This is a genomic window from Flavobacterium sp. SLB02 (genome assembly GCF_009664855.1).
In the GTDB taxonomy this organism is placed as follows: domain Bacteria; phylum Bacteroidota; class Bacteroidia; order Flavobacteriales; family Flavobacteriaceae; genus Flavobacterium.
Window position 1 is genome coordinate 3,748,560 of the sequence record NZ_CP045928.1, and the last position, 13,665, is coordinate 3,762,224.

The window sequence follows — 13,665 nt, forward strand, 5'->3', positions numbered from 1 at the left end:
AAGGAACTAATCTTAAAAATTAGTTCCCTTATTTTTATCCATACATTCAAATTATTGCAATTTAAAAGTCTTTTTGTTGAGTTTTATTTTTAATTATTCTAAATAAGACTTAAGTTTGTAAAAAATATTAATACTAATAAATTTAAACTTCATCTTATGAAATCTAAAACTTTAAAATCAATAGCATTTGTACTATTTATGTTAGTTGCAAGTCCGCAATTATTTGCTCACGCTCTTTGGATCGAAACTAAATCAACCGGTACAAAAGGAAAAGCTCAGGAAATTTCAGTTTATTTTGGAGAATTTTCAGATAACGACATCACAAAAGCAGACAAATGGTTTTCTGATTTAAAAGATTTTACTTTAGTTTTGGTTTCTCCTTCAAAAAAAGAAACAAAACTTACTTCTAAAGCTTTAGATAATAAATACCAGGCCTTTTTTACTCCTGATGAAGATGGGGTTTATACTATTGTAATGCACCACAAAGTAAAAGATGTGTACGGAACTATGGTTTTAGATTACAACTCAAGTGCTACGGTAGTAGTAGGAAATAAAGCCGCAGGAAATACTATTGCATCAAACACGAATAAAATTGCCGTATTCTCAGAAAATGCAGATGTTGCAAAAAAAGATACCAAAATTACTGGAGTTGCTTCTTATGACGGCGCTATGGCAAAAGAAACAAAAATTAAAGTAATTGCTCCAAATGGATGGGAAAAAGAATTATGGACAAACGATAAAGGTGAATTCTCTTTTACACCAATCTGGTCTGGAAACTATATGGTAGAATATGCTCACACTGAAAAAGCTTCTGGCGATCATAATGGTAAAAAATATGATGAAATCTGGAAAATGGCTACTTATCAAATCTCGGTTAAATAAGTAATTCTTTCCTAAGTCTTAAATACAATTAACCTTGTTCTTTTGAGCAAGGTTTTTTTATGCCTGATAATTATTACAACAGAAATATCTTAAGCATAAATAGGTACTTTATGTATAAATAATTAAATCCAACAAAGCAAAATCTTAAGCAAATATTAAGACAAAACTAATCAAGTTTTAAGTAAGAAAATCTATCAATAAATTTTGTTAAAACATCTAACTGCGCTTATATTTGCAAAAACTTATTTTTATTCAATCTAAATAAATACCATGAGATATAATTTACTACTCGTTTTATCTTTTATAAGCATTGCTACTTATAGTCAGGACTATGCAAAGGCAGAAAATACCTCAACAGCAAATGATACTGTAAAAAACAAAAAGGGAGAAATTCTAAATGAAGTAATCGTTACCAAAAATAAAGAACCAAAACCTGTTACTGCTGTTCGTTCTGGTTTAAAACCAATGGATAATCCACAAACGATACAAGTTATTGGTTCAGAGATTATCCAACAACAGCAAGCAATAAGATTGAGCGAAGTTCTTAAAAATGCTAACGGAGTTTATGTAAGCTCAGCACGTGGTGGTGCTCAGGAATCTTTTTTCTCAAGAGGTTACGATATGTCGGCTAATAATATGCTTAAAAACGGATTTCGTTACAACGCAGGATCTATTCCTGATATTTCTGGTTTAGAGAAAGTAGAATTTCTTAAAGGTAGTAGCGCTTTATTATTTGGTAACGTTGCACCTGGAGGAATCGTAAATTTAGTAACCAAAACTCCATTATTCAAAAGCGGTGGTGAGGTGGCCATGCAAATGGGAAGTAACGCTTTTTATAAACCATCGATAGATTTTTATGGTCCTCTAAGCAAATCAATCGCTTTTAGAATCAATGGTTCTTACGAAAACTCTGAGAGCTTTAGAGATGTTGTAAAAAACGAACGTGTATATATTAATCCATCTTTACTTTTTATTATCGATCCTAAAACTCAAATTACAGTACAAGGTGATTATTTAAGTGCAGACTGGACTCCTGATTTTGGAACCGGAATTATAGGAAAACAAATTTTAGACTTACCTCGTAATGCATTTTACGGATCACTTTGGTCAAACGGAAATACTAAATCTGCCAGTGCATCTGCATTAGTAAATCATGATTTTAACAAAAACTGGAAATTAAATTTTAATACCTCTTTTCAAACCTATAATAGAGGAAGTTATTCTACCGCACAATTATCAGGATTAGAAACTTATGCAACTCCGGGTGATTGGAATAGAGGTTTAACTAAGAATAAAAACTTAGAACAAATATTAGGAGACCAATTAAGTTTGCAAGGAAACTTTAATACCGGATCTGTAAAACATCAAATTTTTACAGGTGTAGATTGGGAAAATTCATTTGTAACAGCTTATACTTTTACATTTAATGAAAAATACGTTCAAACAGGTGTAAAAGACGGAAAACCAGTTTACGGGCCAACACTTTATGATAGTATAAATTTATTCACTTTTGATCCTAGTAATCAAAGAATGGATATCCCAACTACAGACAGAGCTACTCAAATTGCAAAAACAGATACAAATCGTTTTGGGGTTTACTTTCAGGATTTTATATCAATTACAGATAAATTCAAGGTATTAGCCGGTGTTCGTTGGTCTTGGCAAGAAGCAGAAGTTACTACATACAAAGAAACTTTTGCTGGCGGAAAACAAACTGTAGCTCCAGAAAATGCAGTTCCAACTGTTACTCCAAAACGTTTAGATAATGCATTTTCTCCAAAAGCAGGATTAGTTTACCAACCAACAAAAGATATTTCGATTTTTGGAAGTTATTCTAACTCTTTTACCCCAAATACAGGAACAACTGTAAATTTACAACCTCTTAAACCTTCTATTATCGACCAATATGAAGCTGGAGTAAAAACTCAGTGGCTAAAAGGATTATTAAGCACAAACGTTACAGTTTATCAAATCACCAACAGTAATTTGGCACAAATGGCTCCATTTAAAGCTGACGGAAGTGATAATTTAGAAACAAGCATTAAGGTATTAAGCGGAGAAACTAAAAGTAAAGGTGTAGAAATTGACGTTATAGCACAACCGGTTGAAGGTTTAAATATTATTGCAGGTTATAGCTACAATGATATGCGTTACACCAAAACTTCAGGCTTAAATGGAAGTTTTATCGAAGGAGAACGTGTGGCAAGAACACCATTAAACACGGCTAATTTAAGTTTCTTTTACACTTTACCAGAAGGTTTATTCAAAGGTGTTTCTATTGGAGCCATAGGAAATTATATTGGAGATAGAATTGGTGGATGGAACAATCAATACGATTCTACAAAACCAGACGGAATCTGGGACAGAGAAATTCCTTTAAAAGGATATACAACAATTGATGTATCAGCAGGATATAGCTGGAGAAAATTTTCAATTTTATGTAGATTATCAAACATTACAAACGAATTGAATTATACCGTTCACGAAAATTACAGCGTGAATCCTATAGCGCCTCGTCAAATTATGACAAGCCTTAGATACAAGTTCTAAAAATTTGAATTAGATTTTTATCTTCCAAAGCTTTTTCTGGATTTTCATTTTTTGAAAAACAGAAGAAGTTTTTGGTTTTTAAACAAATACAAAGCCTCATTTAGTCCTAAATGAGGCTTTTGGATTAGATCAAAGAAAGTGTTCTAATTGTATTACTTTTGCCCTGCAGATACTTTCTATCTCATTAAAATAAAAATTCTACATATGTCAGATTCCAAGAAAAACCAATTAAAGAAAAGTCTGGGTTTAAGTTTTAATATTGCCGTATTAATTGGAGGAACAATAGGAGTTGGAATTTTAAGAACACCCGGTGCCATTGCAGGATTATTAGATAATTACTGGCTTGTTATTGCTTCCTGGATCTTTGGCGGATTATTTGTTTTGATTGGCGCCAATTCGTACGCAGAATTGGCTACAATGCTGCCTAAAGCCGGAGGATCTTACAATTATATCAAAAGGGCTTTTGGCGAGTATGCAGGATTTTTGTCCGGTTGGTTCGATTATATCACCAATGTTATTCCGCCCGCTTTTTACTGTATCGTAATTAGTGAATACATTATTATTTTATTTCCTGCACTTGGAAACTACTCAACCGAAATGGCCATTTCGTTATTGATAGCTTTTGTATTATTGCATTTAAGCGGTGTAAAAAACGGAAGCTTTATCCAGCAAATTACCAGTTTATTAAAAGTCATCTGCTTTTTTGCTCTGCTTGTTGCTTGTTTTATGTACACAGGCGTGAAGTTAGCTCCAATTCCAAAAGATAATTCCCTTGTCCAGATTGGTTTATTATTCGGCTTTTTCAAATCACTTCAGCTCATCATCGGAACTTATAATGGTTGGAACAGTGTTTGCTTTTTTGCCGAAGAAAACGACGATCCAAGTAAAAATATTCCCAAATCATTATTTAGCGGCGTGTTACTTGTCATCGCAATTTATGTTTTACTCAATGTGGCTTTCTTTCACGTTTTACCCATAGAAACCATAGCAAAATCGAATCTGGCTGCGGCCGATGTTGCCAAGGTTATTTTCGGAAAAAACGGAGCGATTATCGTTACTGTGATTTCTATTTTCTCGCTGATTAGTATTCTAAATGCCTTTATGATGATTCCGCCAAGAATTTTATACGGATTAAGCCGTGATGGTTTTTTTATCGAAAAAGGAACAACGGTTAATAAAGGCGGAACTCCAATTGTAGCGCTTTTGGTTTCATCGCTTTTCAGTTTATTTCTAATTTGTATTGGTTCCTTCGAGGTCTTGTTTTCATTTGCGGCCTTTACCTCTATTATCGTTTGGGGACTGGCTTATTTTTCTCTTATTAAACTACGAATCTCAGAACCTGATTTACCTCGACCTTATCGCTCTGCCTGGTATCCCTGGACAACTATTATTGCCATTATAGCTTCGCTGGCTTTATTAATTGGTTTTGTTTATAGCGATCCTAAAAGCTTTGTGATTATAGTTTTGATTACTTTGGTTTCTTATCCTTTGTTTTTGGTTTTGAGCAGGAAGAAAAAATAAATTAAACACTTAAAATAAAACTCACAACATTAGTTTGATCAAATAAAGAACTCATTTTTTTAATTAGACCTTTTAATTACATTTGCTAGATTTACAGTTATTCTGATTAAAATAAATGACAAGTTGCTACTTGTCTTAAAACAAATTCTAAATGAATAAATTAAAACCTATAATTGTCTTATTACTATTAATTATCACCTCTTGTTCAGAAAGTGAAATAAAAGAACCAATAGAAACAATAAATCCTAACGAACCGGTAAAAGAAAACACTAAGCCTTTAATCAGATCAATAACGGAGATAAACCCTTCAACTGGCTCAGTAACAACATTTAATTATAATGGTTTTAAAATAAAAGAAGCTACAACAATTGGGACAAATGTTGGTCTTTTAAAAATAACTTATAGCTATACTGGAGATTTAATAACTCAACAAGATGGATACGTGGAGGATCAATTATATGTTAGCACCGACTATACTTATGAGAATAACAGATTAAAGACTGCTATTTTTAAAAACACGAATAGCGGAACTACCTTCCCCGCGATGAATCAAACTAAATATGTCTATAATTATGTCTCCGAAAATCTTGTGGAGATTTATGTTTACACCTATTCTAATAATGATTGGGTACCAACCGGTTCTCTTCCTCAAGTAAAAATATATTTCGATAACGGCAACATTATAAAAAGAGAAAAATTCAGTTCAAAAGGCTTAATTACATCTACGCTTAATTACCAATATGACAACAAACCTAATATATACAAAAATATAACAGGGTTCGACAAATTGTACTTTACAGATTCATTTGAAAATGTTTTTAATAGACATTTTGATATTAAAGACATCAATAATTCTAACAATATAACATTTTTTACTGAACAAATTAATTCAATTTATACTGAAACTAAACGCTATAGTTACGATCTTAATACAGATGGCTACCCTAAAGAAAAACGTCATCACTATGATAATAATAACATCGACCGATACCTTATAGAAAAAACGTTTACTTATTATTAATTTTTTTTTATATCATAAAAATTAAAAAATCCCAATACTGAAATTCTTCAGCATTGGGATTTTATGTTTTAAAAAAAAATCTGATTCTTATTTCAAACCAGCAATACTTTGCTCGATTGTAGCAATTTTTGCTAAAGCATCTGCTTCTTTTTGTTTTTCGTTAGCCAAAACTTTCTCTGGTGCTCCACCAACAAATTTCTCGTTTGATAATTTTGCCTGAACTGATTTTAAGAAACCTTGCGTATACACCAACTCTGCTGTTAGTTTTGCAATTTCAGCCTCAACATCAATATTTCCTCCTGAAATCGGAATGAAATATTCATTTGATTTTACACGGAAAGATAACGCTCCGTCAACTTTAGCCGAAACATATTCGAAAGCTGAAATATTCCCTAGTTTTCTTACAATGGTATCAAAATAAGTCGACAGATTCTCGCTGTTGATTCCTTTTAATTCGATAGTATCTTTAAACGGAATGTTTTTATCTTTTCTGATGGTTCTAATTCCAGAAATTACCTCAATTGTACTTTCAAAATCAGCAATTAAACCTGCATTAAAAGGTTTTAATTCTGGCCAAGTTGATACAATTAAAGCTTCTTCGGGAGTTCTATCAGCAATTAAATGCCAAATTTCCTCTGTTAAGAAAGGCATAAATGGGTGAAGTAATTTTAAGTTACTTTCTAACATTTCAATTGCTTTGTCAAACGTTGCTTTATCAATTGGCTGTTGGTATGCCGGTTTGATCATCTCTAAAAACCAAGAACAGAAATCATCCCAAACCAATTTATAAATGGCCATCAATGAATCTGAAATTCTGTACTTCTCAAAATTATCCTCAATGTCAACTAAAGTTTGTTGCAACTTGGCTTGGTACCATTCGATGGCTACTTTCGATGATTCCGGTTGTGGGATAGTTTCAGAAACTTCCCAGCCTTTAACCAATTTAAAGGCATTCCAAATCTTATTTGTGAATGATTTTCCTTGTAGGCATAACTCTTCATCAAACATAATATCGTTTCCTGCAGAAGCGCTTAAAAGCAATCCTACACGAACTCCATCGGCGCCGAATTTTTCGATCAAATCTAAAGGATCAGGAGAATTCCCTAATGATTTAGACATTTTGCGACGTTGTTTATCACGTACTAAACCCGTTAAGTATACATTTTTAAATGGTTTTTCTCCTGTATATTCATAACCCGCAATGATCATTCTGGCTACCCAGAAAAATAAAATATCCGGACCTGTAACCAAATCATTTGTTGGATAATAATATTTAAAATCTTCATTTTCAGGATTCACTACTCCATCAAAAACCGACATTGGCCACAACCAGGCAGAAAACCAGGTATCTAATGCATCAACATCTTGTCTTAAGTCAGATGTTGTAAGTGTGTTGTTAGATGTTCTTTCTTGCGCTAACTTTAATGCATCTTCGATGTTTTCAGCAACCACAAAATCTTCTTTTGCGTCTCCGTAATAAAACGCAGGAATTCTGTGTCCCCACCATAACTGGCGCGAGATATTCCAATCGCGAATATTGTTTAACCAATGCGCGTAAGTGTTTTCAAAACGTTTTGGATGTAATTTAATATCTCCTGTTTCTAAAACCGACTTAATTGCAGGTTTTACCAATTCTTCCATTTTCAAGAACCATTGATCTGATAATCTTGGTTCGATTACCGCTTTGGTTCTTTCAGATGTTCCTACTTTATTCAAATGGATTTCGGTTTTGGCCAAAGCTCCACTTTCTTCTAATTCTTTTGCTATTTCGGTACGAACCACAAAACGGTCTTTCCCCTGATAATGTAATCCGAAACTATTTAATGTAGCGTCTTCATTAAAAATATCAACGATTTCAAGATTGTGTTTTTCTCCTAACGTTTTATCGTTCATATCGTGCGCCGGAGTTACTTTCAAACATCCGGTTCCAAATTCTACATCTACATATTCATCTTCTATAATTGGAATTACTCTTCCACAAATAGGAACAATCGCTTTTTTTCCTTTTAAATGCGTAAAACGCTCATCATTTGGATTGATACAAATAGCAGTATCTCCAAAAATAGTTTCAGGACGCGTAGTTGCGATAGTCAAGAAATCTTCAGATCCTTCTATTTTATATTTTAGGAAAAATAATTTTCCTTGTTGTTCTTCATAAATTACTTCTTCGTCAGAAAGCGTAGTTTTTGCTTCAGGATCCCAGTTTACCATACGGTATCCTCTGTAGATAAGTCCTTTGTTGTATAAATCTACAAACGATTTAATTACAGCTGCCGACATATCGGGATCCATCGTAAATTTGGTACGTTCCCAATCACATGAAGCACCTAATTTCTTAAGTTGTTCAAGTATTGTTCCGCCATATTTGTGCGTCCATTCCCAGGCGTGTGCTAAAAATTCTTCGCGAGACAAATCGTTTTTATTGATTCCTTCCGCTTTTAATTTCGCCACAACTTTTGCCTCAGTTGCAATCGATGCGTGATCCGTTCCCGGAACCCAGCAAGCATTGAAACCTTTAAGACGTGCTCTACGAATTAAAACATCCTGAATTGTATTATTTAACATATGTCCCATATGCAAGACACCAGTGACGTTTGGAGGCGGAATTACAATAGTGTACGGCGTTCTATGATCTGGTTCTGAATGAAAATAGTTGTTTTTCATCCAGTAATCATACCATTTATTCTCAATCGTCTTAGCGTCAAATTGTGCTGGAATTGTCATTTAAATAGGTTTGTTTTATCGTTAATTCGTTGATTTGGTTCATCGTTAAATTGTTTAATCCCTGATTTGTTTTTGATGGTTCTTTATTACCACAATTTTACAAATCAATTAACCGGCTAAACAGTTAAACAAATAAACCATAAAAACTTTGGTTCAATTTTTGTAATTATAACTGACAGCAAAAGTAAATAATTAAGTACACTATAAAAAGAGAATTAATAATTTGTGTGTTAATTAAAAGAATGTATATTTACTTACAACTTAAAAACAATTTCAAAATGAAAAATGTAGCCTCTTTTATTGCAGTCGTATTGTTTAGCGCAATAGGTTATGCACAAAATGGCCCAAAAATTGAATTTGCAGCCCAAGACAATACGATTGATTATGGAAAAATTTCGAAAAGCGACAACGGACTTCGCTCTTTTGAATTTACAAATACCGGCGATGCACCACTATTGATTACCGGTGCAGAATCAACTGTAAGTTCTATCGTTGTCACAAAACCCTCAGCAGCAGTTATGCCTGGTAAAAAAGGTAAAATTGATGTAAAATACAATATGGTTTCAGGTCCAATTCGTAAAACAATTACTGTTGAGACTAATGCTGTAAACTATCCTGATGGGAGAGTTGCCCTTAAAATCAAGGGAGAAGTTTTATAAAAAGATAAAATCTAAAAATACTAAAAGCCGTTTCTTTATAAGAAGCGGTTTTTTTATACACTTTTTTAACCTAAAGAATCCCGAGCATAAAAAACTTCCCTAAAAATATAATACTATAACCATATCCCGCCTGAAGGGCAAAAATTCTTTGCCCTTATACGCCCTCTTAGCGCGATGCTCTAGGGCTATCCGCGTTACAAGGTAATGTCCTGCTATCCTCTCGCGAGCGAAGAGAAGTAGTAATTTAGTCGCAGTTTTCGGTTTTCAGTTGCAGTTTTCAGCGTAAAGTTTGTCATCCTGACCAGGGAAGGATCACACGCGGGATTCGGCAAAGATTATTTGATTCTGGAGTTTCTAGTGTGATCCTTCCCCGGTCAGGATGACAAGATTGTGGCACCCTTCCACTCCGCTCAGGTGAGATTTGCAGACAAATACAAAGTAGCAACGATCTTGTAACATGACAAAACCCGACAGGTTTTAAAAAACTATCGGGTTTATGGTATAATGAAGAATCTTTGTCAAAGTTTAAAACTTTGACAAAGATTCTTACGTCTGTTTTTATTTCTCAACGCATTGAACACTGTCAAATTTATATTTTACGCGATCAAAATCAATTGGTTTATCTTTTACTAAATAAGTAACGCCCATCGTTGTTTGCATGGTTCCGTTACCTAAAATAAGTTGTTTGTCTTTCTTTAAAAACGCCATCGGGTTTTTGAATGTTTTATCTTTATTTGTCACTTCTTTAAAAGTATAATCTACAAATAAAGTATCACCACGAAATTCTCCTTTGATTTCTCCGTTTTTTTCTGGTGCATTTGCCACTTTCATCACCATATCCCCGCCAATTTTTCCGTTTTTTAGCGTATTCAATTTTAGATCAATAGTATCTTTTTCATATACTGCTTTATAGCATTCTGTACTTACCGTTTTTTCGGCTTGGGCCTGAGCAGCTTCAGCTTCTTTTTGTTTTTCATCATTTTTACAGCTTTGAAATCCAATGCAAGACAAAAGCAAACAAGATATCGCTAGTTTTTTCATAAATCAAATCTTTAGGTTATTGTTATTTTATAAAGTTAAATAAAAAAGAAGCCAAAAAAAAGGCTTCTGAATTAAAATTAAAAAAACCTAACAGGTTTTTAATACCTGTTAGGTTAACTTACTGTATGTAAAGAAAATCTATAAATTCTTAATCACAAATTCAGATCTTCTGTTGAGTTCGTGTTCTTCTTCAGAACACGCATCATCTGTTTTGCATTTGATTATTGGTACAGATTCTCCGTAACCTTTTGCCTGAACTCTTTTGGCATTAATTCCTGATTCTATTATAAAATCCCTTGTCGAATTGGCTCGTTTTTGAGATAAATTTTCATTAAACTTTTCATTTCCTCTTGAATCGGTATGAGATCCTATTTCGATCACCATGTCCGGGTATTTCTTCATTAGCGCTACAACACGACCTAAAATAACTTTAGATTCTTTACGAATGTACCACAAATTGTAATCAAAATAAATTGGATCTGTTTTTATGATCAGTCTGTCTTTATCCTTTACAACATCTTTCTCATCAATTAAAATCTGCTTTATTTTTTCTTTTTTCTTGATTTCTGTTGCTGCAATTTCTTCTGCTTTTTCTTTCTTCTTAATTTCTGCCGCTACAATTTGATCAGCTTTTGCTTTTTTCTGTGCTTCTTTTAAGGCAATAACTGCCAAAGCTTCTCTTTCTTTTTTACGGGTGGTTTGAATTTCTTCTTCTTTCTTTTTCGTTTCAGCAATTTTTTGTTCTTCGAGTTTTATGGCTTCAAGAGATTTTAATGCCATCGAAGCGTCATTACTTGCCTCTCTTGTTTTTCCTGAAGTTAACGATCTTGAGTCGCTGGTATATTTTTCTTTTGAAGCTAAAACGGTAAACGCACTTTCGCAAGGAACCGTAAAACTGAACTTCCCATCGGCACTTGTAATAATCGTATTTAAAATCTTTTTATCTGAATCCTGCAAAATTACAATTGCATTTTCTAAAGCCAGTTTGGTATCAATATCTGTAATGGTTCCTGCAATAAACTGCTTGCAGTCTTCTACAATTAATTCCTTGGTTTCTCTAAACCAATAAATATCATCACTTCCCTTCCCGCCTTCTCTATTCGAGGCAAAAAAACCTTCCTTGGTATTTGAATCTATATAAAAGGAGAAATCATCTAAATTTGAATTTAATGGCAAACCAACATTTATGGGTTTTGAATATTCGTTTCGGTTAATTTCTGAAACAAATACATCCAGAGACCCGTAGCCTAAATGTCCGTCTGATGAGAAATAAAGTTTATTATCTGATGAAACAAAAGGAAATTGCTCCCGTTTATCGGTATTAATAATTGTACCTAAATTTTTAGGCGTATCAAATGCTCCTTTATTAATGTTTACCGAATAAATATCAAAAGAACCCAATGTTCCCGGCATATCAGAGGCAAAATACAATACTTTTTCATCGGCACTCAACGCAGGATGCTCTACCGAATAATTTGGACTATTAAACGGAAGCGAGGTGATATTCTTCCATTTTCCCTCGATTAGTTCGGCTTTAAAAATTTGAAGGTTGGAGATTTTTTTATCGTCTGTTTTCTTGCTTCCTTTTTTAGAATTATTTCTTGTAAAGTAAATTGTCTTGCCATCTTTTGTAAAAACAGCATTCGATTCATGCATTCCAGTTTTTAATTCTTTAGCAAAATAATGCGTGGTAGAATCGGCCGAATTAATGTTTTTTAGTGGAATTTCGACCAAATTCAAATAGGTTTCATTATCCCATTTGAACTTTTTATCAAACAATCCCGGCTTTAGCTTTACTGCTGCAAAAACCAAATTATCATTGTATTTTACCGCTCCAAATTCAGAATTTGGTGTATTTATGGCTAGGTTTTTTATATCGAATCTTTTCCCGATTGCCGTAACATTTTCTAAGGTTTTAATCTCTTTTTCAAAATTGACCATATCATCTGTATTAGCAGATTTTGCATAATATTCTTTCAGGGCTGCATTGGCATCATCATGACTATTGCTCGCCTTTAAGGTTTGAGCGTATCTGAAATAATAATTTCGATCTAAATTATTACTGTAATTTTGAACTAAAAGCCTGTAATAGCGTTGCGCTTTTATTAAATCATTGGTATAAAAATAAGAGTCCGCCAGATTTTTAATGATTTGCTGCGACGGTTTTTCATCAGCTAACTTTTGATAAAGGACAATTGCTTCGCTGTAATAAGTTTTCTCAAAAAATCGTTTGGCTCTTGCCAATTCAAGATCCTGAGCATTTATAAACTGTATTGAAAATACGAATATAATAACGAGTAGTTTTTTCATATTTTTCATCTTAGAAGAATCTTGGTGATTTATCATATCCTTTTCCTAATAAATCTAAATTAAACAGCAACATAATTTCGTGTGTACCGGAATTAAACTGCCCCATATTCGAAAGTGTATGATCATAAGCATAACCTACTCGAAGCGACGGCGTAACATTGATGTTCATTAAAGCACTCACCGCATCATTTACTCTGTAAGCCGCACCCAACTCAAATTTGTTGTTGTACAAGACATTTGCCGTAAGGTCTACAGAAATTGGCACTCCGGGCACAAACTTGGACATAAATGCGGGTTTAAGTTTGACCATATCATTGATCTGGAAAACATATCCGGCGGTTAAAAACGTATGAATGGCTTCTGATCCGTAGGCGTTGATTCCGGACTTTTCTTCGATGTGTTTAGAACTCAGTAAATTTGGCGCCGATAAACCCACATAGAAATTATCTCTAAAATAATACGCTCCTACTCCAATGTTGGGTCTGGTGACGTTTATATTATCAGCGAAAGCCAAATCTGTTTGTGTATCACTAAATTTGAATCCGTTAAAATTGGTTTGCAGTGAAGTAAAACCTGCTTTTAATCCTAACGAAAGTTTGTTTTTTCCTCCAAGATTCAGGACATAGGCAAAATCAGCATAGAAATTATTTTCCTTTTTAGCGCCATCACCAATATCATCAGAAACTAAAGAAATCCCCACTTCGACTTTATCTGTCAGAGCAGTATGACCAAAAAAGGTAAAAGTTTTTGGCGCTCCTACGGCTCCAACCCATTGCGTTCTGTATAATCCTCCAAGATTTAACATGGCAGGAACTCCTGTAGCATACGCGGGATTTACTACACTCATATTGTACATATAGTGGGTATATTCCGGATCTTGCTGGGCTGAGGCTGATGTTATGTAAAAGAGAAAAAGTATAAAAAGTGGTATTTTTTTCATTTGAAAATTATATTAAA

The 13,665-nt window shown here is 33.6% G+C and carries 9 protein-coding genes; 5 read left to right on the forward strand and 4 right to left on the reverse strand.

What is annotated here, in order from left to right; all coding sequences use genetic code 11:
* The first annotated feature begins 156 nt into the window (after positions 1 to 156).
* The 4 genes from GIY83_RS13610 (at position 157) to GIY83_RS13625 (ending at position 5,974) form a co-directional block, all read left to right on the forward strand.
* On the forward strand, positions 157 to 882 hold the full coding sequence (locus tag GIY83_RS13610; RefSeq protein ID WP_194616500.1) for a DUF4198 domain-containing protein: 726 nt from the start codon (positions 157 to 159) through the stop codon (positions 880 to 882).
* A 270-nt stretch (positions 883 to 1,152) separates the two neighbouring features.
* Positions 1,153 to 3,432: a TonB-dependent siderophore receptor gene (locus tag GIY83_RS13615; protein ID WP_208681842.1), complete on the forward strand. Its 2,280-nt coding sequence runs from the start codon at positions 1,153 to 1,155 to the stop codon at positions 3,430 to 3,432.
* A gap of 204 nt (positions 3,433 to 3,636) precedes the next feature.
* Entirely contained in the window at positions 3,637 to 4,953 is a 1,317-nt protein-coding gene (locus tag GIY83_RS13620; protein WP_194616498.1) for an APC family permease, read from the forward strand.
* 151 nt (positions 4,954 to 5,104) lie between these two features.
* The gene (locus GIY83_RS13625) at positions 5,105 to 5,974 is read left to right on the forward strand and encodes a hypothetical protein (RefSeq protein WP_208681845.1); all 870 of its coding nucleotides are present in this window, start codon (positions 5,105 to 5,107) and stop codon (positions 5,972 to 5,974) included.
* 87 nt (positions 5,975 to 6,061) lie between these two features.
* Here GIY83_RS13625 and GIY83_RS13630 read toward each other — a convergent pair whose 3' ends face one another.
* Positions 6,062 to 8,698, reverse strand: coding sequence for a valine--tRNA ligase (locus tag GIY83_RS13630; RefSeq protein ID WP_194616496.1), 2,637 nt, complete (start codon positions 8,696 to 8,698; stop codon positions 6,062 to 6,064).
* Between the two features lie 278 nt (positions 8,699 to 8,976).
* On the opposite strand from GIY83_RS13630, the gene GIY83_RS13635 reads away from it, so the two are divergent.
* Positions 8,977 to 9,357, forward strand: a complete 381-nt coding sequence (locus GIY83_RS13635; protein ID WP_194616495.1) for a DUF1573 domain-containing protein — start codon at positions 8,977 to 8,979, stop codon at positions 9,355 to 9,357.
* Between the two features lie 558 nt (positions 9,358 to 9,915).
* Here the strand turns inward: GIY83_RS13635 and GIY83_RS13640 are convergent.
* From GIY83_RS13640 to GIY83_RS13650, 3 genes are all read right to left on the reverse strand, one after another.
* Positions 9,916 to 10,398 carry a hypothetical protein gene (locus GIY83_RS13640; RefSeq protein ID WP_194616494.1) on the reverse strand — a complete coding sequence of 161 codons (483 nt, stop codon included), beginning with the start codon at positions 10,396 to 10,398 and terminating at the stop codon, positions 9,916 to 9,918.
* A gap of 138 nt (positions 10,399 to 10,536) precedes the next feature.
* Positions 10,537 to 12,708, reverse strand: coding sequence for an OmpA family protein (locus tag GIY83_RS13645; RefSeq protein ID WP_208681847.1), 2,172 nt, complete (start codon positions 12,706 to 12,708; stop codon positions 10,537 to 10,539).
* 10 nt (positions 12,709 to 12,718) lie between these two features.
* Positions 12,719 to 13,648, reverse strand: coding sequence for a type IX secretion system membrane protein PorP/SprF (locus GIY83_RS13650; RefSeq protein WP_194616492.1), 930 nt, complete (start codon positions 13,646 to 13,648; stop codon positions 12,719 to 12,721).
* Positions 13,649 to 13,665 lie beyond the last annotated feature (17 nt).